The sequence below is a fragment of the Vagococcus changpingensis genome, from assembly GCF_058211775.1.
The window spans coordinates 470,372-492,087 of sequence record NZ_JBYVZB010000001.1; the positions used below are offsets into that span (position 1 = coordinate 470,372).

General features: G+C 33.2%; 23 protein-coding genes. 2 read left to right on the forward strand and 21 right to left on the reverse strand.

Features of this window, described 5'->3' with window-relative positions:
- Window positions 1-21: 21 nt before the first annotated feature.
- The 3 genes from AC37UB_RS02360 to AC37UB_RS02370 all read right to left on the reverse strand — a co-directional run bounded on the left by AC37UB_RS02360 (window position 22) and on the right by AC37UB_RS02370 (window position 1,177).
- On the reverse strand, window positions 22-465 hold the full coding sequence (locus AC37UB_RS02360; protein WP_490685286.1) for a GatB/YqeY domain-containing protein: 444 nt from the start codon (window positions 463-465) through the stop codon (window positions 22-24).
- A 23-nt stretch (window positions 466-488) separates the two neighbouring features.
- On the reverse strand, window positions 489-665 hold the full coding sequence (gene rpsU, locus AC37UB_RS02365; protein ID WP_071456767.1) for a 30S ribosomal protein S21: 177 nt from the start codon (window positions 663-665) through the stop codon (window positions 489-491).
- A gap of 116 nt (window positions 666-781) precedes the next feature.
- On the reverse strand, window positions 782-1,177 hold the full coding sequence (locus AC37UB_RS02370; protein WP_117973181.1) for a Fur family transcriptional regulator: 396 nt from the start codon (window positions 1,175-1,177) through the stop codon (window positions 782-784).
- A gap of 125 nt (window positions 1,178-1,302) precedes the next feature.
- Here AC37UB_RS02370 and AC37UB_RS02375 point away from each other — a divergent pair, with 125 nt between their 5' ends.
- The gene (locus tag AC37UB_RS02375) at window positions 1,303-2,136 is read left to right on the forward strand and encodes a pyruvate, water dikinase regulatory protein (protein ID WP_241699051.1); all 834 of its coding nucleotides are present in this window, start codon (window positions 1,303-1,305) and stop codon (window positions 2,134-2,136) included.
- A gap of 928 nt (window positions 2,137-3,064) precedes the next feature.
- On the opposite strand, the gene AC37UB_RS02380 is transcribed toward AC37UB_RS02375, so the two are convergent.
- The 16 genes from AC37UB_RS02380 to AC37UB_RS02455 form a co-directional block, all read right to left on the reverse strand.
- A complete protein-coding gene (locus tag AC37UB_RS02380; protein WP_117972814.1) occupies window positions 3,065-3,937 on the reverse strand; it encodes an aldose 1-epimerase family protein in 873 nt (290 codons plus the stop codon).
- 10 nt (window positions 3,938-3,947) lie between these two features.
- Window positions 3,948-4,742, reverse strand: coding sequence for a GTP-sensing pleiotropic transcriptional regulator CodY (gene codY / locus AC37UB_RS02385; RefSeq protein ID WP_117972815.1), 795 nt, complete (start codon window positions 4,740-4,742; stop codon window positions 3,948-3,950).
- Window positions 4,743-4,763: 21 nt separating this feature from the next.
- Window positions 4,764-6,161 (reverse strand): ATP-dependent protease ATPase subunit HslU, encoded by a 1,398-nt coding sequence (gene hslU / locus AC37UB_RS02390; protein WP_490685287.1) that lies wholly within the window; start codon window positions 6,159-6,161, stop codon window positions 4,764-4,766.
- Window positions 6,162-6,173: 12 nt separating this feature from the next.
- Complete coding sequence (gene hslV, locus AC37UB_RS02395) at window positions 6,174-6,722, reverse strand: ATP-dependent protease subunit HslV (RefSeq protein WP_257699946.1); 549 nt, start codon at window positions 6,720-6,722, stop codon at window positions 6,174-6,176.
- Between the two features lie 21 nt (window positions 6,723-6,743).
- Window positions 6,744-7,622, reverse strand: coding sequence for a tyrosine recombinase XerC (gene xerC, locus AC37UB_RS02400; RefSeq protein ID WP_490685288.1), 879 nt, complete (start codon window positions 7,620-7,622; stop codon window positions 6,744-6,746).
- 151 nt (window positions 7,623-7,773) lie between these two features.
- Window positions 7,774-9,090: a methylenetetrahydrofolate--tRNA-(uracil(54)-C(5))-methyltransferase (FADH(2)-oxidizing) TrmFO gene (trmFO, locus tag AC37UB_RS02405; RefSeq protein WP_490685289.1), complete on the reverse strand. Its 1,317-nt coding sequence runs from the start codon at window positions 9,088-9,090 to the stop codon at window positions 7,774-7,776.
- Between the two features lie 95 nt (window positions 9,091-9,185).
- Complete coding sequence (topA, locus tag AC37UB_RS02410) at window positions 9,186-11,267, reverse strand: type I DNA topoisomerase (RefSeq protein WP_117972820.1); 2,082 nt, start codon at window positions 11,265-11,267, stop codon at window positions 9,186-9,188.
- A 100-nt stretch (window positions 11,268-11,367) separates the two neighbouring features.
- Window positions 11,368-12,225: a DNA-processing protein DprA gene (gene dprA / locus AC37UB_RS02415; protein WP_242093535.1), complete on the reverse strand. Its 858-nt coding sequence runs from the start codon at window positions 12,223-12,225 to the stop codon at window positions 11,368-11,370.
- Window positions 12,226-12,276: 51 nt separating this feature from the next.
- On the reverse strand, window positions 12,277-13,044 hold the full coding sequence (gene rnhB, locus AC37UB_RS02420; protein ID WP_490685290.1) for a ribonuclease HII: 768 nt from the start codon (window positions 13,042-13,044) through the stop codon (window positions 12,277-12,279).
- Window positions 13,037-13,888 (reverse strand): ribosome biogenesis GTPase YlqF, encoded by an 852-nt coding sequence (ylqF, locus tag AC37UB_RS02425; protein ID WP_490685291.1) that lies wholly within the window; start codon window positions 13,886-13,888, stop codon window positions 13,037-13,039. Before ylqF ends, rnhB begins: the two co-directional genes overlap by 8 nt.
- Window positions 13,889-13,900: 12 nt before the next feature.
- Window positions 13,901-14,446, reverse strand: a complete 546-nt coding sequence (lepB, locus tag AC37UB_RS02430; RefSeq protein WP_242093540.1) for a signal peptidase I — start codon at window positions 14,444-14,446, stop codon at window positions 13,901-13,903.
- 100 nt (window positions 14,447-14,546) lie between these two features.
- The gene (locus tag AC37UB_RS02435; RefSeq protein WP_490685292.1) at window positions 14,547-15,980 is read right to left on the reverse strand and encodes a S41 family peptidase; all 1,434 of its coding nucleotides are present in this window, start codon (window positions 15,978-15,980) and stop codon (window positions 14,547-14,549) included.
- 18 nt (window positions 15,981-15,998) lie between these two features.
- On the reverse strand, window positions 15,999-16,214 hold the full coding sequence (locus tag AC37UB_RS02440; protein WP_241699059.1) for a YozE family protein: 216 nt from the start codon (window positions 16,212-16,214) through the stop codon (window positions 15,999-16,001).
- Window positions 16,215-16,227: 13 nt separating this feature from the next.
- Window positions 16,228-16,863 (reverse strand): YpmS family protein, encoded by a 636-nt coding sequence (locus AC37UB_RS02445; RefSeq protein WP_242093545.1) that lies wholly within the window; start codon window positions 16,861-16,863, stop codon window positions 16,228-16,230.
- 12 nt (window positions 16,864-16,875) lie between these two features.
- Window positions 16,876-17,745 carry an SGNH/GDSL hydrolase family protein gene (locus AC37UB_RS02450; RefSeq protein WP_242093547.1) on the reverse strand — a complete coding sequence of 290 codons (870 nt, stop codon included), beginning with the start codon at window positions 17,743-17,745 and terminating at the stop codon, window positions 16,876-16,878.
- A gap of 54 nt (window positions 17,746-17,799) precedes the next feature.
- Window positions 17,800-18,642 (reverse strand): DegV family protein, encoded by an 843-nt coding sequence (locus AC37UB_RS02455; RefSeq protein WP_117972828.1) that lies wholly within the window; start codon window positions 18,640-18,642, stop codon window positions 17,800-17,802.
- A gap of 117 nt (window positions 18,643-18,759) precedes the next feature.
- Here AC37UB_RS02455 and trhA point away from each other — a divergent pair, with 117 nt between their 5' ends.
- The gene (gene trhA / locus AC37UB_RS02460) at window positions 18,760-19,404 is read left to right on the forward strand and encodes a PAQR family membrane homeostasis protein TrhA (RefSeq protein WP_117972829.1); all 645 of its coding nucleotides are present in this window, start codon (window positions 18,760-18,762) and stop codon (window positions 19,402-19,404) included.
- Window positions 19,405-19,439: 35 nt separating this feature from the next.
- On the opposite strand, the gene ccpA is transcribed toward trhA, so the two are convergent.
- Together ccpA and trxB are read right to left on the reverse strand one after the other, a co-directional pair.
- The gene (ccpA, locus tag AC37UB_RS02465) at window positions 19,440-20,441 is read right to left on the reverse strand and encodes a catabolite control protein A (RefSeq protein WP_117972830.1); all 1,002 of its coding nucleotides are present in this window, start codon (window positions 20,439-20,441) and stop codon (window positions 19,440-19,442) included.
- 237 nt (window positions 20,442-20,678) lie between these two features.
- Entirely contained in the window at window positions 20,679-21,596 is a 918-nt protein-coding gene (gene trxB / locus AC37UB_RS02470) for a thioredoxin-disulfide reductase (RefSeq protein ID WP_117972831.1), read from the reverse strand.
- Between the last annotated feature and the right edge of the window lie 120 nt (window positions 21,597-21,716).

The following is a 21,716-nucleotide window of genomic DNA, read 5'->3' on the forward strand; positions in this document are numbered from 1 at the left end:
TAATAAAGAACCCATAATAGACTACGCTAAACTTTCTTTTACTAAAGAGTTAACTTTCTGACCGTCAGCTCTCCCTTTAGTTTTAGGCATAACAGCACCCATTACTTTTCCGAAATCATTCATTGATGATGCACCTGTTTCATCTATTGCCGATTGAACAATGTGTCGTAATTCATCTTCAGATAATCGTTCAGGCATATAACGCTCAACGATTTTAATCTCACCAGAAACTTTTTCCGCTAAATCTTGACGATCAGCTTGGTTAAATTCCTGTAACGAATCTTTACGTTGTTTCATCTCTCTAGATAAGACAGTTAATTCTTCATCAGGTGATAATGATTCACCCTTTTTGATTTCCTCATTTTGAATAGAAGATTTCATCATCCGTAAAACAGATAATGTTTCTTTATCTTTTGCTTTCATCGCTACTTTGATATCATTGTTTAACCTATTCAGTAGAGTCATAATATCAGATCCATTCATTAAAACTAGTATTTTTTACGTTTTCTTGCAGCTTCAGACTTTTTCTTGCGTTTAACACTTGGTTTTTCGTAGTATTCACGCTTGCGGTACTCCTGTAAAGTACCAGTTTTTGAAACGGAACGTTTGAAGCGACGAAGAGCGTCATCTAATGATTCGTTTTTACGAACAACAGTTTTTGACATATAAATCCCTCCCTCCAAACTTTTTGATAACCGTTTTTTATATAAAGTAATCTTAAACAAAAAACTGTTCACAATATATTATAGCTAATTGAGTTTTTCTCGTCAACTACCTATTGTTAATTTTTTAAACATTTCTCGCATTTTCCTAATATTTCAAAACGATGACCTTCAATTAAGCAACCTGGTAGCTGTTCTTGAAACATATCCATTGGACACATATGAATCTCTCGTGTTGCACCACAAGAGGTACAAATAAAGTGATGATGATGGTGTTCCCCATGAACATCACAATGGAATCGATATCTTTTTTCACCTTGTAACTCTGTTTCCTCTAAAATATTTAATTCTGCAAAATCTCTTAAATTCCGATAAATCGTATCATAACTAACACCTTGATATTTATTGTTCATAAAGTGAAAGACATCTAACGCTGCAACATAACGATTTTCATTAATTAAAAAAGAAAGTATATCCGAACGTTTTTTTGTATATTTTAAGCCATTGTCTTTCATTGTCGCTATTGCATAATCTAATTCTTTTTCCAAAATCTCTCCCTCTCTTCATAATAATCATCGTTTATGTTATATTATATGCTATAATTTAAATAAAGTAAAAATATTAAGGATGTGAAACCTTTATGACTGACCAACGTATCAGTATTTTTATTATTTCTGATTCAGCCGGCGAAACAGCTTCTAAACTAGCCCAAGCTTCTATGGCACAATATGAAGATGCTCAAATAAAAATCCAAATTGTCAAAAGAGCTTTCATCTATCATGAAAATGAGCTAATACAAGCACTCGAAGAAGCAAAAGCAGTGAATGCTATTGTCTTACATACACTTGTTTCAAAAGATTTAGTTAACATAGCCAACAACTACGGAAAAGAGCATAATCTATTTACCATAGATATATTATCTGGACTAGTTGATGAGCTATCCAATAGAACGGGATTAGAACCAAGTCGTTTGCCTGGTGCAATGCATTTTTTAAGTAAAAATTACTTCGAGCGAATTAGTGCGATGGAATTTGCCGTTAAATATGATGATGGTAAAAACCCTAAAGGTTTTTTAGAAGCTGATATTCTTCTCCTTGGTGTCTCACGTACGTCAAAAACGCCACTAAGTTTATTTTTAGCCAATAAAAATTTAAAAGTTGCCAACTTACCACTAATACCAGAAGCCCATATTCCACAACAACTTTGGGAAGTTGACCCGAAAAAAATTGTTGGTTTGACAAATAATCCAAAAGTATTAAATCGCATTCGCCGAGAACGAATGAAATCTTATGGCTTAAATCCAGATACTGCTTATTCTGATATTGATAAGATTAAACGTGAGTTAGAATTTGCCAATGATTTATATAAAAAACTCGGATGCCTTGTTATCAATGTGGCTCAACTTTCTATTGAGGAAACAGCTTCTATCATTTTAAGTGAATTAAATATTGAAGATACTAGTTATTTTGGATAATAAAACAGCATTCCCAAATAGAAATCCGTTAAAGCTACTCGTTTGAGTGGCTTTTTACATAAAACCCAGTATAATAGTAAAAAAGATAACATTTCCATTCTAAAAATGCCATTTTTGGGTACGATGAAAACGTTAAAAAAGGAGATGGCATAATGTAAAAAATATGGTTAATAATTATTCCAGCGTTATTAATTTTAAATAGCTGTAGCACGAAAGAAAAAGCACCTAGTAAAAAAACATACAAATTACTACTCAACAAAGTATTACAAAAAACAATAACGAAATAGTCCAACGTGAATCAACACAAAAAGAAGCATCTGAAAAAGAAACCATTGATGATGAAAAAGCTAACGTAGCTAAAATAGAAGATACTATGCAAATCAATCCAAAAGGAATAAAATAATGCGGAAGCGTTCCTATCAACCAAAGAACACTGGATCTTTCAGGATTAACTCAGGATGAATAATCAGTTATTATATGGGGATTAATGATTATTATGGTAATTTATTAGAGAACGGCTCTCTTGACGAGGATAAAGTAAACGAATTAAGATATAAAGCCATGAAAAACTTATACAATGGTATTATGCAAAATTAGATATTCTTCCATATGAAGAAGTAACATTGAAAAATGCGAAATCTTATGCTCAGCAGGTGATAGATAAAAACTAGATATCCCTGAGGTTTTATCAATTGATCCTAATATTGATTCAAATGGTACTTTTAAAGCACCTCATCAAATGAGTCCTGGTACTGATGGAAATGGTTATATCGTTATTACTAAAGACAAGATTGATAGAAGATATACTATTGTTGGTACACAATTATTAGAAGCAACATAACTTGAATAGAATAATATAAGTTTTTAACAATTAAAAACAAAGCAATCACATGTCTTCTTAGGTATATGATCGCCTTGTTTTTTTATTTTATTGAATATTTATAGAATAACTTCTGCTAAAAATATCGCCTTTAAACAGTTTATTTATTCCAATTTTATCCTCTATTTTGCCGTTGCTAGAAGTATCATCAGCTATCCCACACCAAGGTTCAATACAAACAAACGGTGCTTCAACCGTATTAGGACTCCAAAAACCCACAAACGGAAACTCTTCATAACTCACTATCACACCATGTGAATGCTTATCAGATAGAATAGAAAAAGTATTTCTTCCCTTTGTTTCTAAAATTTGAGCATCTTCTTTAAATAACTCATGTTTCAATTGAATAGGTGTATTTGTTTGAGCTAATGTCTTACAAGACGTATCAATATATGATCCTTTTAATGGTATTTTTGTTCGAGATTTTAGTGGAGCAAACTGAAGATAATAATCGTTCATTTTTGTCCCTTTGATTAATGGAACATTAAAAGCAGGATGTCCACCAATCGAAAAATACATCTCGTCAGAAAGCGTTGAAACGTCATAACTTATAATCAGTTCATTTTTTTCTAATTTATAACCTATTAACAAACGAAACTCAAATGGGTATTTTTCTAATGTCTTCTGACTGCTTTTTAACTCCAAAATAGCAGAAGAATCATCCTTTTCAATTACATCAAACATCATATCTCTTGCAAATCCATGTTGAGTCATTTTATAGACTTTCCCCTTGTATAGGTACTTATCATTTTTCAATCTACCAACAAACGGAAATAAAATTGGTGCATGACGTCCCCAAAAATGTGAATCCGCTTGCCAAATATATTCAACACACGTTTCTTTTAAAATAAAACTGGATAGCTCAGCACCAAGTTCATTAATCGTTACTTTTGCTGTATCTGATTCTAAATTTAACGTCATGTCAAACCTCCTATACTACCGTTTCTTTATCAAGTAGATCTATTAATTGTTTATTCGCAATTTTAATAAATGTCCCTTTCATCCCTAGAGACCTAGTTTCAATGACACCTGCCGATTCAAGTTTTCTTAAGGCATTGACAATAACTGAACGCGTAATTCCTATCCTATCAGCAATACTAGATGTTGTTAGAATCCCTTCTTCTCCATCTAGTTCTTCGAATATTGCTTTTATGGCTTTTAATTCACTAAAAGACAACGACTTCAGTGCCATTTGAACCATACTTGTTTCACGCATTTGTTTTTCTATATCGCCAGATTTTTGATAAAGTAGTTGCATACCAACAACCGTTGCACTATATTCTCCTAAGATAAAATCTTCTGTATTGAATTTTTTATTTACACGACCTAAAAGAATTGTACCAAGCCTAGCTCCTGCTCCAAATATTGGAACAAGAGTTGTGTAGGCGTTGGTTAATTCTTTCTTTAATTCAAAAGGAAAAATAGTTAATTCTTCATCAATTGGAATATTTTCAACTGTTTGTTGAATATCTTTTAATAAGGTAGTGTACGAATGAGGAAATTGATGTTTACTAATCATTTTATTAATTCGTTCATTATTAAAATCATGTACCACAGAATATCCTAATAATTCACCATCTTTTGATAAAATATAAGTATTACACTCCATAATATCCGATAATACTTGTGCCATTTGTAAATAAGGTAGTTCTTTTTCTTCTTGAATGGTATTTTCTTTTTGTAATAATTCATTAATCATACGTGTTTTTTGCAATAAATCATCCATACCACCACTCCTAAGCAGTTCTTATAAAATATAACGACTCAAATCTTCATCTTCAGATATTTCACCGAGTTTTTCATTAACATATTGTTCAGTGATGGTAATTTCACCCATTGACATATCAGGAGATTCAAATAATAAATCTTCTAATAATTTTTCTAAAATAGTATGCAAACGTCTGGCTCCAATATTATCTGTTTCACTATTTACGTTATATGCAATATGAGATAAACGTTCAATTGCTTCTTTAGTAAATGTCACATCAATATTTTCAGTTTTAAGTAAGGCGATATATTGTTTGATCAACGCGTTGTTTGGTTCAGTTAAGATGCGGACAAAATCTTCTGCTGTTAAATCATCTAGTTCCACACGAATTGGGAAGCGACCTTGTAATTCAGGTATCAAATCGCTTGGTTTACTTAGGTGAAACGCACCTGATGCGATAAATAAAATATGATCTGTTTCGATTGTACCATATTTCGTATTGACAATAGATCCTTCAACAATTGGTAAAATATCACGTTGAACCCCTTCTCGAGACACTTGACCATTACTTTCAGATTTAGAGGTAATTTTATCAAACTCATCAATGAAAATAATCCCGTTATTTTGCGCAAGTTTAATCGCTTCACTATGAATATCTGCACTATTAACAAGTTTTTCAGATTCTTCATTAATTAAAATTTCACGTGCTTCTTTTACAGTTACCGTACGTTTGATTTTTTTCTTAGGTGTTAATGAATTGAGGGCATCGCCTAAATCAATACCCATTTGTTCTAATCCATTGTTCATGGTTGGCGTTTGTTTTTTCTCTTCCACTTCAATCGTGATTTCTCTATCTTCAAGTTGACCTTTTTCAAGTTGAGATTGAACCGTTTCACGGCTAACACGAATTGAATCGTTCACTTCTTCTTTTTCTTCTTCGTTGTTTTGTTGGAACCCATTCATCATTTGCATCATCATATCAAATTGATTCGTTGATTGACGCTTTTCTTTTTTTATACCAGGAACTAATAGTTTAACTAAGCGTTCTTCAGCAGCTTTTTTTGCTTTTGAATACACTTGACTATATTGATCTTTTTTCACAATTGCAATACTTGCTTCAACCAAATCACGAACCATTGATTCAACATCGCGACCCACATAACCAACCTCTGTAAATTTTGTCGCTTCAACTTTGACAAAAGGGGCATTCACGATTTTAGCAAGTCGTCTGGCAATTTCTGTTTTACCAACACCAGTTGGTCCAATCATTAATAGATTTTTAGGCGTGATATCTTGTTGCATTACGTCATCTAATTGCATACGACGATAACGATTGCGCAAAGCGACTGCAACAGATTTTTTCGCTTTATTTTGTCCAATAATATATTGATCTAATTCTTCTACAATTTGTCTTGGTGTTTTTGTTACTGTATTCATTAACGTCATCTCCTATAATTCTTCTACAATAATGTTGTGGTTTGTGTAAACACAAATATCTCCTGCGACATTTAAAGCTGCTTTAGCAATTTCTCCTGCTGTTAAATCATCGCGACCATCTCGTTTTAGCGCTCTAGCTGCTGCTAAAGCATAATTACCACCAGACCCAATCGCTAAAATACCATCATCTGGTGCAATGACTTCTCCAGTACCTGAAACAACTAGCATTTCTTTATCATTCATTACGATTAGCATCGCTTCTAATTTTTGCATCGCACGATCACTGCGCCACTGCATCGCAAGTTCCACAGCCGCACGCATTAAATTCCCTTTATATTGATTTAATTTTTCTTCAAATTTTCCTTCAAGGTTAAACGCATCTGCCACACTACCGGCAAATCCTACGACCACTTCATCGTTATAGATACGTCTAACTTTTCTGGCAGTCCCTTTCATCACGACTGATTCGCCCATTGTTACTTGGCCATCACCAGCCATTGCAAATTTTCCGTCTTTTTCTACTGCACAAATTGTTGTTGAATGAAATGTTGTATATCCCATAATTTTTTCTCCTATTCTAAATTAAGCTCTCGGATGAAAATTCCGATAATTCTTTTGTAACGCACTGGTCGTCACATGCGTATATATCTGTGTGGAGGATAAACTTGAATGACCCAATAACTCTTGGACCGTTCTCATATCAGCTCCATTATCTAATAAATGTGTGGCAAATGTATGCCTAAAAATGTGTGGATGAATGTTTGTTGTTAAACTACTTTTTTTAATTAGCTTATCCAATATATACTGCACACCTTTTGCCGTTAATACTTGCCCATGATGATTAATAAACAACTTTTCATGAGTACATTGATATTTAGTCATTAATTCTACCCGAGTTGTTGAGATGTAATCAATCAATGCATCCGTGCAAAATGACCCAAAAGGAACATATCGTTGTTTGCCACCTTTTCCATTTATTAACACAATTGAATTTTCCATATCTATATCACGTAATTCAATCGACACACACTCGGATACCCTAATTCCTGTAGCATAAAGTAACTCTAAAATCGCTCTATTACGTTTATCTAATGGTGCTTCACCAGAAACCGATTCAAATAAGATAGCCAATTCTTTTTCATATAAAAAGCTTGGTAACTTACTTTGCTTTTTTTTCATTTGTATGTAGCTAAAAGGATTGTCTGTCATCCACTCATTTTTTATTAAGAAATGATAATATGACCGAAGACTCGAAATTTTCCGACTAATTGTATTACGACTATATTCTTTATCATGAAGATAAGCTAGATACACTCGAGCATCTTGAAACGTGATGTTTAAATAGTCAGAATTTCCTGTTTCTTCCAAAAACTTAAAAAAATGTGTGACATCATCCTCATAGGCGTGTTTTGTTTGTAATGAATAATGTCGCTCATCTACTAAATATCTTAAAAATAACACTAAGTGATCAATCGAAATCAAACCCTTTCATTACAAATTATAAAATTAATGTAACATACAAAATTTTTTTTTACCAATATATTTATATGTTTTAAGTAATTTATACAAATTTTTAAACAAACCATAAAAAAATAGCATGTCAAATGACATACTATTTCTCAAATAATGTTAACGACTCTTTTGTCGCTTCAAGTGCTCTATTAGCAATTTGTGTGTAACGTTCTTTTTTATCACGAATTCTATCTGGTAACTCTGGGAATAAACCAAAGTTTACATTCATTGGTTGGAAATGTTTATCAGATGTATGTGTGATATAGTGTGCCATACCACCAATCGCTGTTTCTTGTGGTAGTACGATTGGTTCTTTACCTTGGGCAAGTCTTGCAGCATTTCGTCCTGCTAAGATACCACTTGCTGCACTTTCAACATAACCTTCTACGCCAGTCATTTGACCAGCAAAGAATAACGTTGGTTTCTTACGTGATTGGTAAGTTGGATCAAGTAATTCAGGTGAATTCATAAACGTATTTCGATGCATCACACCATATCTTACGATTTCTGCATGTTCTAATCCTGGAATCATTTGAATAATACGTTTTTGTTCGCCCCATTTTAAATGCGTTTGAAATCCAACAATATTATAAAGTGACGCTGCTGCATTGTCTTGTCGAAGTTGAACAACTGCATATGGACGTTTACCTGTTTTTGGATCTTCTAATCCAACTGGTTTCAACGGACCAAATGTCATTGTTTTTTCGCCACGATTTGCCATAACCTCAATTGGCATACATCCTTCAAAAAATTTTTCTTTTTCAAATGATTTTAAAGGCGCTACTTCTGCATTAACAAGCGCTTCTCTAAATGCATAGAACTCTTCTTTTGTCATAGGACAATTAAGGTAAGCTGCTTCACCTTTATCATAACGAGATTTTAAATACACTTTATCCATATCAATAGATGATTTTTCTATGATTGGTGCTGCTGCATCATAAAAATATAATCCTTCTGACTCAGTAAACTCTTTGATACTTTCAGCTAAAGGCTCACTTGTTAAAGGACCAGTCGCAATCACTGTAATACCTTCAGTTGGAATTTCAGTGATTTCTTCATGATGAATAGTAATGTTTGGATGATTTGATACTTGTTTTGTTACTTCTTCAGAAAAACTTTCTCTATCAACAGCTAACGCACCACCAGCAGGAACTTGAGTTTTATCTGCAGCTGCAATAATAACTGAACCAAATTGTCTCATCTCTTCTTTTAATAAACCAGCAGCATTTGTAATACCATTTGCTCTTAAGGAGTTCGTACAAACTAATTCAGCAAATTGATCCGTGTGATGTGCTGGAGTTTTTTTTATTTTTCTCATTTCATATAAATCAACTTGAGCTCCTGACTCTGCTGCTTGCCATGCTGCTTCACTTCCAGCTAGTCCTGCCCCAATAACCGTTACTCTATTATCTGTCATTTAGTTACCTCTTTCTCAGTAATTAAGTAAAGGACAAGAGTGAGTTCTCTTGCCCTCCTATGCATTATACACAATTTATAAAAAGAAACCTATCTTTATTTTTGCACGTCTTCTTGATAGTCACAGTTACTACAAATAATCTGCATACCACCACGAACTTTTTTCTGTACAAGATAGTGATTACACTTAGGACAGTCGCGTCCAATTGGTTTATCCCATGAGGTGAATTCACATTCAGGATATCGATCACATCCATAAAAAATACGATTTTTCTTCGTTTTCTTCTCGATGACATCACCTTTTTTACAGGTTGGACACGTTACACCGATTTTTTTCACAATCGCTTTTGTGTTTCGACAATCAGGGAAATTACTACAAGCATAAAATTTCCCATATTTACCTAATTTAATCACCATTGGCGAGCCACATACTTCACAATCAAATCCTGCTGGTTCATCTTTAATCTGAATTTTTTCCATTTTTTCTTCGGCTGTTGATAATTCTTTTGAAAATGGATGATAGAATCGACTAATAACATCTACCCACTGTTCTTGGTGCTCTGCGATAGCATCCAAATCTTTTTCCATCTCAGCAGTAAAGGTTGTATCAACAATTTGTGGGAAGTACTCACACATAATCGTATTCACAATTTCACCAAGTTCAGTCGGCTCAAAACGTCTAGCATTTAATTTAACGTAATAACGACGTTGAATCGTTTCAAGCGTTGGTGCGTATGTTGATGGACGTCCCACACCTTGCTCTTCCAATGTTTTAACCAGTGTTGCTTCACTGTATCGTGCTGGCGGTTGAGTAAAATGTTGTTTTGGTTCGATATCAACAGATTTAACAACGTCGCCTACCTCTAAATCAGGCAAGATATTATCTTTTTCTTCTTTCCCTTCATCTTTTCCCTCAACATAAACCTTCATAAATCCTGGGAATTTCACTTTAGAACCATTGGCTACAAAAATGACACCATTTTGCGTTAAATCAACACGCATCGTATCCATAACTGCTGGTGACATTAAACTTGCTACCATACGTGACCAGATTAATGAATACAATTTAAACTGGTCTTTATCCAAGTATTCTTTAATTGATTCAGGTGTACGCATCACACTTGATGGACGAATGGCTTCATGTGCGTCTTGCGCGCCTTCTGCTCTTTTCGCTGGCTTTTTCTTGGAATCAAAAAACTCTTGTCCATATGTCTCAACAATAAAATCATATGCTTCACTTTTAGCTGTATCCGACAGTCTTGTTGAGTCTGTTCTCATGTATGTTATTAAACCAACTGTCCCTTGACCTTTACCAAGTTTAATTCCCTCGTAAAGCTGTTGGGCTACCATCATGGTTTTTCTTGTTCTGAAATTTAGTTTACGAGCAGCTTCTTGTTGCAAACTACTTGTTGTAAATGGATTAGCAGGGTTTCTTTTACGTTCTTTTTTCGTCACTTTAACAACATCATAATCACGACCAGTTAATTTTTCCGTGATCTGTTTGACATCGTTCTCATTAGACAACTTCACCTTTTTCCCATCTACTCCATAAAAGTTAGCTGAGAATTTTGCCTTATTTTTTAAGAATGTTCCTAGAATACTCCAATACTCTTCTGGTTTAAATTGTCTAATCTCTTCTTCTCGGTCGATAATCATTTTTAATGCAACCGACTGAACACGACCAGCACTTAATCCTTTTTTAACTTTCTTCCATAATAAAGGACTAATTGAATACCCAACCAGTCTATCTAAAATACGTCTTGCTTGTTGTGCATCGACTAAATCAATATTTATTTTTCTAGGTTCTTTAAACGCCTGTTTTACCGCTTCTTTGGTAATCTCGTTAAACACCACTCGATTATTATCTTCTAAGTCTAGCTCTAATATATGAGCTAAATGCCACGCAATCGCTTCCCCTTCACGGTCCGGATCGGCTGCGAGATAAACTTTTTCAGCTTTTTTGGCGTGTTTTTTTAAATCCCTAATGACAGGGCCTTTTCCTCTAATATTTATATAGTGAGGCTCAAAATTATTTTCAATATCAATACCCATTTTACTTTTAGGCAAGTCTCTAATATGCCCAACGCTTGCTACGACTTTATAGTTTTTACCGAGATATTTCTCGATTGTTTTAGCTTTAGCAGGGGATTCCACAATCACTAAATATTTGTAACTCATGCCCCTCTTCCTCTCTTTTTTTACAATTTATACTTCTATATATACCACTTCGGCAATCGTTTATCATATTAGCTATTGATTTCGTATTTGTCAAGGTTTTCTATAATTCTTCTAAAATATCTGAACTTGATTGAACACAGTTTGCCCCATCTTTAATAAGTAACAAACAACCTTCTGATTCCTTTATCAATGGATTATTTGGAATAGCAAAAACACTTCTTCCTTCTTCTAATGCTAGTTGAGCTGTAATGAACGTACCACTTCTCTTTTTTGCCTCAACCACAAGTGTTCCCAATGAAAGACCTGCGATGATTCGATTTCGTTCTGGAAAGTGATAAGGAAGTGGTGATTCATTAGGCAAATACTCTGTTATCACCAATTGATTTTGATACATATACTCCTGCAAGCGCTGATTTTCTTTAGGGTACACTCGATTTAATCCAAAGCCCAATACCCCAATTGTATTTCCTTGTCTTCGAATGGCTAGTTTATGAGCGAATGTGTCATTTCCTTTCGCTAATCCACTCACAATTGTCAAACACTGCTCTATGAAATCCGGCATCATTTTTTCAATTAGTTCTTTTCCAAATTCTGTTTGCTCTCTAGATCCAATAATAGATAACATTGGTGTACTTAATAATTCTTTTCTACCTTTGTAAAACAAAGCAATGGGTGGATTATAAATTTGTGATAATAAATCAGGATAGTCTTTATCTAAAAAAGTAATCATGCCATATTGTTTTAGAAATAAAGAAAGGTCTTCCTCAGTTATTTTTTGACTGTCATTGAATGATTTCACAAAGATTGGTTGGTATTTTGGTGGGATATTGGCTAATTTGATCATGGTCTCAAAACAATAATCATGTGGGTTATCCAATAAATAAGTTAATATCTTTAGTCGTCCGATATTTCCAATTCCTTTTGTATGCTTTAAACGAAAAACAACTAATTGATGCATAAAAAAACTCCTTTGCGCTATTTTTAACAACATACGCAAAAGAGTGTTATTTTAGTTTATCATGCTTTTGATTGGTTCAAATGATTTTCGATGTATTTTAGTAATGCCTTGTTTGTTTAATTGGTCTAAATGCTCTTTCGTCCCATAACCAGCATTTTTTGCAAATCCGTAACCAGGATACTCTTTATCATAATCCATCATTAGATGATCTCTTGTTACTTTTGCTATAATACTTGCACTAGCAATGGAAATACTATTCGCATCTCCTTTAATAATACTCTCTTGCGGAATATCAAGTGGTAACGACATAGCATCTATCAACAAACAATCTGGCGAGACAGTCAATTGATTGACGGCTTCTATCATGGCTAATTTCGTTGCTTCATATATATTGACAGAATCAATGACCTCTTCATTCATGATTCCTATACCAATTGACACAGCTTGTTCTTGAATTTTATCAAAAAATTCTTCACGCTTTTTTAAAGATAACTGCTTAGAATCATTAATACCAATACCATCAAAATCATCCGGTAATACAACCGCCGCCGCAACTACTGGACCAGCTAAAGGACCACGTCCTACTTCATCAATTCCGACAATAACATTATGTCCTTGTACTCTTGCTTTTTTTTCATAACGAGTCATTGCAATAAAATGTTCTTTTAATGCTTGTTGCTTTTGTAACCTTTTTTTCGTTTGATCAATAATTTTTTGAACTCCTTTGCGCTCATCTTGTTGATATTGAGCAAATAAGTCATCCTTTTCATCGATAACAAAAGAAAATTTTTCTTTAATGGATTGAATTGTCTCACTCATGAAGCATATCCTCAACTCTATCTAGTGTGTACTTACCCAAACGTCCATCTCGAATTTCTTGAACGATCATGACACTACCTCGCTCATAATCTTCTTGGAATCCTCTTTTTTTAGTAATTAACATTAATTTATCAACTTGATTTAATGTCATGTCTTCATCCGTTAATTTATATCGCTCTTGTAATTGTTCAGGATAACATTCATTAAAAAATTCTAAGCCATATAATGCTAAATCGTCCATATGTAATAAAGCATCTTTGATGGCACCTGTTAAGGCTAATTTTTTTCCAATCTCTTTATCTTCAAATTTGGGCCACAAAATTCCTGGGGTATCTAACAACTCTAAATCTTTTCCAGTTTTTAACCATTGTTGTCCTTTAGTTACTCCAGGCATATTACCTGTTTTCGCCATATTTTTATTCGCTAAGCGATTTAATAGCGTTGACTTACCAACATTAGGAATCCCAATGCACATCGCGCGAACTGGTCTAGGTTTCATCCCGCGAGCTGCTTGTTTAGCAATTTTTTCTGCTAAAATTTCTTTAACTTTTGGTGTAATTTTATTGATTCCTTTTCCTTGATTCGCATTAATAGCTAAACAATGAATCCCATGAGAAGCAAAATAATCATGCCATCTTTGTGTTTCTTTTACATCCGCTAAATCTGATTTATTCAACAACATCAATCTTGGCTTTTGTTGGATTAACGAATCCAACATAGGATTTCGACTTGAAATAGGCAGCCTTGCATCGACTATCTCTAAAACAATATCCACTAATTTTAACTTTTCTGCAACCTCACGTCTTGCTTTTGCCATATGACCTGGAAACCATTGAATTGTCATACCATTACTCCTTTAGTCTTTAATTATTTTTATATCTTGAATTGGATAATACACTAATCTTGCCTTTCCTATGATTGAATAGGAAGAAATCGTTCCAAAAGAGCGACTATCTTTACTGACACGTCTGTTATCCCCCATAACAAAATACTGATCTTTAGGGATTGTTTTCGTACCGATTAAATCCTTTGAATCAAAATCTGATGTTAACACATATTCATTCTTTTTTTTCTTAATATCTTTTAAAAATGTTTCTTCCACTAATTTATTGTTAATGTATAAACTATCATTTTTATAGACAATGTGATCTCCTGGTAATCCAATAACACGTTTAACATAAGTATTACCATCCGGAGCATGAAACACAATGATATCAAAGCGATTGACTGTAGAAAAGTTTTCAACTACGACAAAATCATGCTCTTTCAACGTAGGAGACATAGAATTTCCTGTCACCTCTAATGGAACAAATATAAACGCTCGCATGATAAAAATAATCACCGTACATAGTACAAACATTTTAATCCAGTGCCACAGTATTTCAACAATCTTTTTCTCCATACGTCACCTACTCTCCAAATACCATGATATAAAAAAATCCTTTAAAATACCACATAAATTCGTTATCTTTCCTGTTTCCTTAAAAAAAGACTAGTTTTCACTAGTCTTTTTTTAACGTTTCAATCGCTTTTTCATATTGAACATCATGATTTTTCCAATACTCAACAATTTGTTTTTCTAACTCTTTAACAGTTTTTTCATCCGCTGTACCTGTTACTTCCAATTTGTTTTTTTCTTGGAAATTTTTTACAGCTTGTTCTGTTTTGTCATTATAAGTGTCGCTATCATCGACATCATAGCCTAATACTTTTAAATACTCATTAATTATTTTCACATTCTCATTGACTGCTCCTAGCTTATAAGTAAGAGTCGTGTCAATTAATTTATGTTGAATATAAGATGGTTTATCCACTTTTATCGTTGGTTCAACCCCTTTTTTATTAATCCATTTTCCACTTGGCGTTAACCATTTTTTGATAGTTAGTTTTATTTCTGCACCGTCATTCATTGGAATAACTGTTTGAACGGTTCCTTTACCAAATGTTTTCGTTCCAACCACATCAATGTTGGCTGAATCAATAAATGCTCCTGCTAATATTTCAGACGCACTGGCACTATTTTCATCCACTAATAAAACAGTTGGCTCAGTAATTTTGTCGCCACCATCAAGTTTTTTACTAGCTTTATGTTCTTCATCATCTTCTAATTTACTTTCAAATTTTACAATCGTTTGACCATCTTTTAAAAAGCGACTACTAATTTTTTCAACTTGATCTAGCATACCACCAGGGTTTCCACGAACATCAAGAACAAATGATTTAGCTCCTTCTTTTCGAAGTTTCGTTATCATTTTATTAAACTCTTCTGATGTAGTTGAACTAAAACTACTAATAGAAATATACCCAATATCTTTATTTTTTTCATCTATTTTTCCAGTAACAGATTCAACCGGAATAACATCTCTTGTAATAGTTACAGGAAACGTTTCCGCTCCACGTTTAATTTCTAATTTAACATCTGTTCCTTTTTCTCCACGAACCAATTTCACTACATCACTCAAGCTTTTCCCTTCAATACTTTTATCATCCACCTTTAAAATAGCATCACCTGTTTGAAGTTTAGCTTTTTCTGCTGGGGAATTTTTAATTGGAGGTTCTGCAACAGTGGGGAGATCATTGGTCATACTCATCACAGCTCCAATTCCTTCAAAATTTCCATTGATGTCTTCTTCAAAACCTTTTGCTTCTTCAGCCGTAAAATACGTTGAATACGGATCATCAATCGCTGCTACCATGCCCTTCATAGCTCCTTCATAGAGCTTTTTAGAATCAACATCTTTTATGTAACCTTGTTGGATAAGAGTTGCCAAATCCGCAATATTATCCAAACCATCTTGTGTTGAAGCTGTTTGAACTCTGCCTTTAGATTCATAAATAAAAACAGTTCCCCCAATAGCCAAAATCGCGGTAATGACACTCGTTATAATATATTTGGTCAAAGAAACGGTTTTTTTATTAGTATTATTATCTTTCATATTATGCATACACTTCCTTTATCTAGACGCTTCTTGATACATCACCCATAATTCATCAAATACATCCATATTTGGAACATAGTAAGCATTGGTTTCTAAATAATCAGAAATAGTATGATAATCCGTTTCTTGTTTTGGAAACTGGATGTCATCAAAAATATCTTCTGCTAATTTTGAAATCGCATCTTGTTCTAATTTTCCTCTGTGTCCTTGAATGTAATGATAAAAACTCATAAATGAACTCCTTTTATTTCTTATTATCTGATAAATATAAGTTAAATCTTATTTGATCATTCACTAAATTAATTTGTTCTGCTTTTACACGCATTCCATTGGCTAATTTCATTTGTTTTAAATGAATTGTAATGTACTGTTCATCTGGATTAATTTCAATCCACTTAGGAAAATCAACCGAATGAGAAATATAGCTAATCATTGCAGGTATTGGAACACTTAATGTCCCAACAGTTAAATCCTTTGCCTTTAGTTGGACATCTCCATTAGCTAACACAAACGGCTCAAAATACAAATAGAAATGAGTATCATGTCCCAGTAATGAAAATGTCCCATCAATCAATGCATCTTTATCTAAATGGAATGTATAGTCAACACCTGAGCTATCAAATAAATCTTTAATATAATAATTAATGGCTCGACTAGCTTGATCTTTTGTCATGGAGACTTCCAAAATAGGATCTTTTAAATCAACAGTTGTCTCATTTTTAGAATCATATGTCATTCTTGGTGTACTAATACGATAACCCACTACAATCACTAATGATAAAAGAATTGCGATTAAAGTAATAAAAGCCACTTTCCAAGGATTTTTAAAAAACTGTTTAACGTCTCTTTTCTCTTGATTATTTTTTTCTGTATCACTCATTAAATTCATCTCCTACTTAAGCCATTTATCTTTTGTCGATGCCATTTTAAGTTCAAATGCATTAGCAATAATTTGATACCCTAAATTATTCGGATGAAAGGTATCTTCAGATGAAATCAGATCATTAATCGATGCACTATTACTAGATTTAATGGTTTCTTTTTCCTCATCTGTGTTCGCAATTTCTGGAATACCTTGGTAAATATCATCGTTAATTGGGACAAAATAGGCATTGGATTGTTTTTGAACAAATTCTTGTGAACTTTTATTCCAATAGTCTACTATTTCTTGTAATTCTGTAATATCAGAAAAATTTAAATAAAATGGATTATATATCCCTAACTGATAAATTGGAGCATCAGGATTTAATGCTCTTATTTCAGCATACAGCTTTTCCAATCTATCATAATATTTTTCTTTAGAACTATCCATTTTATTAACAGTCACTTTACTAAATAATTTTGGTTGAAGAGCTTGTAATAAATCATTTCCTCCAACTGTTAGTAGTATAGCATTGGCATTTTTCACAGACTTTTGCATATCTTCATTTTTCTTTAATCGCTTCAATATTTGATCACTTCGATCACCTGATTTACCAAAATTTTCAGCTTGAAATACATCAACTGGATATGTATCAGACAAATCTTTTTGTAATAATGGTAAGTACCCACCAGAATTGGTTGTGTCACCTACCCCTTCAGTCAGTGAATCACCAATAGCACTTAAACGAATCATTTCTATTTTATTTGTCGATGATTTTGTTTCGCCACTCAAATGAATATTATCAGCTTTTGGAATAAAGAATAGACCAATCATGCTACAAATAATAACTATTGCAGTAAAGAATAAAACATATTTCATGTGATATGTGATTTTTTTCATTAAAACCCCTCATTTAAAAAAGCAGACCGTTTAGATCTGCTATCTTTATTTTTTTTAATCTGTGTAAAACATTACGGCAAATGCCCCTTTTCCTGTATGTGTCGCTACAAGAGGAGTCGTGTGCACAATCGGTATGTTTAAATCAGGTAACGCCCCTTTTAAAATAGTTTTCATTTCTTCACAAATTTCGGCACCTGATGCTTCAGACATACCAAGGTAGCCTACTGATAAATGAGCAAGTTTCTTTTCTAACTCTTTAGCCCATTTAATAAATGTTTTATTTCCTCGACCTTTAGTAACCATCTCTAGTTCTCCATTTTTTAACTGCATTAATAACTTCATATTAAAAAAACCAGAAACTGCACCAACTAATTTACCGATTCGACCACCTTTAACAAGGTTTTCTAAAGTAGCAACTCCAATATAGAGTTGAGTATTATTTTTCACATGTTCAACAGCTGAAATAATCTCTTCTACCGTATATTTTTCTTCTTTAGCCATTTTGGCCGCCTGGTAGACTTGGAATCCTAGGCCCTGATCAATATAATCACTATCAATGACTGTCACATTTGATTTTGATAATTGAGCGGCTTGTCTAGCAGTATTAACAGTCCCGCTTAGTTTTTCTGTTAAATGGATTGAAATAATTTTACTACCATCTTCACCTAATTGGTCATATAGTTCTACAAATTCCCCAATGGGTGGTTGACTAGTTTTTGGTAATGTTTTTGAATTAGACATCATCGTCATAAACTCAAAAGGATCTAACTCATTTTGATTGGCATAAATGACACCATCAATCATTATGGATAAACTTATGGTGTGTATATCAATCTGTTTTAGTCTCTCTTCTGGAATAATACAAGATGAGTCTGTCACTATTTTAATTTTTGTCATCATCAAACCTCTTTCAAAACCAACAATATTCATGTACAATTAAATTAATCTTTCTGTTTATTTAGTATAACAGAAAAAAAAATATTTTTCACTAAAAAACGAAAGGACGTATACACCATGCACAATCCAACTTATTCAAAAAAATATCTTATTGTAAATGAAGTCTTTAATGCTGTTACTCATGGTATTGGAACGGGTTTAAGTATTGCCGGTCTGGTGTTACTTATTATTAAAGGGGCCCAATTACATTCGCCTATTCGTGTTGTTTCCTACTCAATATTTGGTGCATCAATGATTCTTTTGTTTTTATTTTCAACCCTATTTCACAGTTTAATTTTCACTAAAGCCAAAAAAGTATTCCAAGTATTTGATCACAGCTCTATTTACTTACTCATTGCAGGTAGCTACACACCATATAGTTTAATTACAATAGGTGGTAAATTAGGATGGACCATGTGTATCATTATTTGGCTATTGGCTATTTCTGGTATTGTATATAAATCAATTTTTCTTCAAAAAAGAGGAAAAGCGGATTATTTTCTCTATATATTGATGGGTTGGTTATGTGTCATTGCGATAAAGCCATTATACGAAGGGCTTGGTTTTAACGGTTTACTTTTATTAGTACTAGGTGGGGTATCTTATACAGCTGGAACTTTTTTCTATAGTAGACAACATTTAAAATATATGCATGTCATTTGGCACTTATTTGTATTAGCTGGGGCAGTCTTTATTTTCTTTTCAGTTTATCTTTATACATAAAAAAAGTCATTGCTTGAATCAAGCAATGACTTTTTTTATTTTGTTGATTGTTTTTTTATCAATCCATAAGGTAAGACGATATCTTTTTCATCAATTTCTTCTTTATTCATTAGTTTAGTCAACAAACGCATTGATACAGCTCCAATATCATATAATGGTTGCGAAATACTTGTCACACTTGGGCGTGCAATGTCAGAAAATAATGAATTATTACTTGTAATAATTTCAAACTCTTCCGGTACTTTTACACCATTATCAGTTAGACTATTTAACAACCCAACGGCTAACTCATCATCTGCGACAACTGCTGCTGTGGCACCACTATTAATAACACGATCGTACAAAGCAAGACCAGCTTTGTAATTATATTCTGCTTCAAATACTAATCCTTCATTAAAATCTAGATTATTTTCTTTTAGAGCCTCTTTATAACCTTTCAAACGTTGAATACCATTTATAGGATCTAATAAAGAACCTGAAATAAATGCTACTTTTTTATTTCCTGATTTAATCAATTGGTTTGTCGCATCTTTTGTCGCTGCTTCATAATCAATGTTTACTGAACCCACTTGATTATCTGGATCGATTGATCCTGCTAACACAACAGGTGTTTTAGAACGAGAAAACTCCCCTCTAATTTGTTCAGTTAAATGATGTCCCATAAAGATGATACCATCTACTTGTTTGGCAAGTAATGTATTTAATACATTCACTTCTTTTACATCATTTCCATCAGAGTTTGCTAAGATGATATTATATTTATACATTGTTGCCACGTCATCAATTCCTCGAGCTAATGAGGCAAAATAAGCATTACTTACATCTGGAATAATCACTCCAACTGTTGTTGTTTTTTTACTTGCTAACCCTCTTGCCACTGCATTAGGACGATAATCCAATCTTTCGATTACCTCTAATACTTTTTTTCTAGTTGCAGGCTTTACGTTTGGGTTTCCATTAACAACACGTGATACAGTCGCCATAGAAACCGCTGCTTCTCTTGCAACATCATAAATTGTAATAGTCTGTTTTTCCATATTATGTTCTCCTTTAATTCATTGTACTGTCAACTGTAAGTCACACATAGATTATCAGAAAAGCATTGATTTTGCAAGCGTTTTATAGATGTTTTCATGAAAATGTGTGAAATTTACAAAAAAACTATAGGAATATAAACCATTATTTAAAGAAATAAATAACCTTTTAATGCAAAATAAATAAAGATAGTTTTTTGCACCAAAAGGTTTACCTATTATTTTTTAATATGTGTTCTATTAATCATCTAAGCTACTTAAATAATTATAAACTTCTTGTCCCGCGATACTACCGTCTCCAACAGCTGTCGCAATTTGTCTCAAAACAGTTTCTCTAACATCTCCAATTGCGTAAATACCTGGAATGTTAGTTGCCATATGATTGTCTGTTTCAATCCATCCATTAGCATTTGTAATACCTAAATCTTTAACAAAATCAGTCAACGGATCTAATCCAATATAAATAAATACACCATCCGCTAATAAGTCTTCTACTTCACCTGTTTTAGTATCCTCTAATTTAATTGATTGCACACTCATATCATTTCCGTTTATCTCAATTGGAACTTTATTCCACATAAATTCAATTTTTTCATTTTTAAATGCACGATCTTGTAATATTTTTTGCGCTCTTAATTCATCTCTTCTATGAACAATGGTTACTTTACTTGCAAACTGAGTTAAGTACATGCCTTCTTCAATCGCTGAGTCTCCTCCCCCAATCACAACTAAATGACGGTCTCTAAAGAATGCCCCATCACAAACTGCGCAATAAGATACACCACGTCCAGCGTACTCTTCTTCACCAGGGATATTGATTTTACGATGTTCACTTCCTGAAGCAATAATCACCGTTTTTCCTTCATACTCTTCATCATCACACACTACTTTTTTAATAGCACCATGGTCTTCAATACTAACAACATTTCCATAGACATGTTCTGCACCAAAGTTAGTAGAATTTTCATACATTTTAAGTGCTAAATCAGGACCGGAAATAAGATTAAATCCAGGATAATTTTCTACCTCATCTGTATTCATTAGCTGTCCGCCTGGTGCACCTCGTTCGATTACTAATACAGATAAGCCAGAACGAGAAGCATATAAAGCCGACGTCATTCCTCCAGGTCCTGCTCCTATAATAATTACATCATACATAATTAATACCCCCTATAGTTTTCTACTCATACTTTAACCTTTTCTATTTTTATTGTCTATTGATTCGTCTTAACACTTAACATAACAACACTAAACTTTCTAAATTTAAACATAAGTAGG

Excerpts from the sequence above, each read along its gene's own strand:
- AC37UB_RS02360 (WP_490685286.1), bottom strand. The coding sequence starts at position 465 with ATGACTCTACTGAATAGGTTAAACAATGATATCAAAGTAGCGATGAAA.
- rpsU (WP_071456767.1), bottom strand. The coding sequence starts at position 665 with ATGTCAAAAACTGTTGTTCGTAAAAACGAATCATTAGATGACGCTCTT.
- AC37UB_RS02370 (WP_117973181.1), bottom strand. The coding sequence starts at position 1,177 with ATGAAAGACAATGGCTTAAAATATACAAAAAAACGTTCGGATATACTT.
- AC37UB_RS02375 (WP_241699051.1), top strand. The coding sequence starts at position 1,303 with ATGACTGACCAACGTATCAGTATTTTTATTATTTCTGATTCAGCCGGC.
- AC37UB_RS02380 (WP_117972814.1), bottom strand. The coding sequence starts at position 3,937 with ATGACGTTAAATTTAGAATCAGATACAGCAAAAGTAACGATTAATGAA.
- codY (WP_117972815.1), bottom strand. The coding sequence starts at position 4,742 with ATGGATGATTTATTGCAAAAAACACGTATGATTAATGAATTATTACAA.
- hslU (WP_490685287.1), bottom strand. The coding sequence starts at position 6,161 with ATGAATACAGTAACAAAAACACCAAGACAAATTGTAGAAGAATTAGAT.
- hslV (WP_257699946.1), bottom strand. The coding sequence starts at position 6,722 with ATGGGATATACAACATTTCATTCAACAACAATTTGTGCAGTAGAAAAA.
- trmFO (WP_490685289.1), bottom strand. The coding sequence starts at position 9,090 with ATGACAGATAATAGAGTAACGGTTATTGGGGCAGGACTAGCTGGAAGT.
- topA (WP_117972820.1), bottom strand. The coding sequence starts at position 11,267 with ATGAGTTACAAATATTTAGTGATTGTGGAATCCCCTGCTAAAGCTAAA.
- dprA (WP_242093535.1), bottom strand. The coding sequence starts at position 12,225 with ATGCATCAATTAGTTGTTTTTCGTTTAAAGCATACAAAAGGAATTGGA.
- rnhB (WP_490685290.1), bottom strand. The coding sequence starts at position 13,044 with ATGAGTGAGACAATTCAATCCATTAAAGAAAAATTTTCTTTTGTTATC.
- ylqF (WP_490685291.1), bottom strand. The coding sequence starts at position 13,888 with ATGACAATTCAATGGTTTCCAGGTCATATGGCAAAAGCAAGACGTGAG.
- lepB (WP_242093540.1), bottom strand. The coding sequence starts at position 14,446 with ATGGAGAAAAAGATTGTTGAAATACTGTGGCACTGGATTAAAATGTTT.
- AC37UB_RS02435 (WP_490685292.1), bottom strand. The coding sequence starts at position 15,980 with ATGAAAGATAATAATACTAATAAAAAAACCGTTTCTTTGACCAAATAT.
- AC37UB_RS02440 (WP_241699059.1), bottom strand. The coding sequence starts at position 16,214 with ATGAGTTTTTATCATTACATTCAAGGACACAGAGGAAAATTAGAACAA.
- AC37UB_RS02445 (WP_242093545.1), bottom strand. The coding sequence starts at position 16,863 with ATGAGTGATACAGAAAAAAATAATCAAGAGAAAAGAGACGTTAAACAG.
- AC37UB_RS02450 (WP_242093547.1), bottom strand. The coding sequence starts at position 17,745 with ATGAAAAAAATCACATATCACATGAAATATGTTTTATTCTTTACTGCA.
- AC37UB_RS02455 (WP_117972828.1), bottom strand. The coding sequence starts at position 18,642 with ATGACAAAAATTAAAATAGTGACAGACTCATCTTGTATTATTCCAGAA.
- trhA (WP_117972829.1), top strand. The coding sequence starts at position 18,760 with ATGCACAATCCAACTTATTCAAAAAAATATCTTATTGTAAATGAAGTC.
- ccpA (WP_117972830.1), bottom strand. The coding sequence starts at position 20,441 with ATGGAAAAACAGACTATTACAATTTATGATGTTGCAAGAGAAGCAGCG.
- trxB (WP_117972831.1), bottom strand. The coding sequence starts at position 21,596 with ATGTATGATGTAATTATTATAGGAGCAGGACCTGGAGGAATGACGTCG.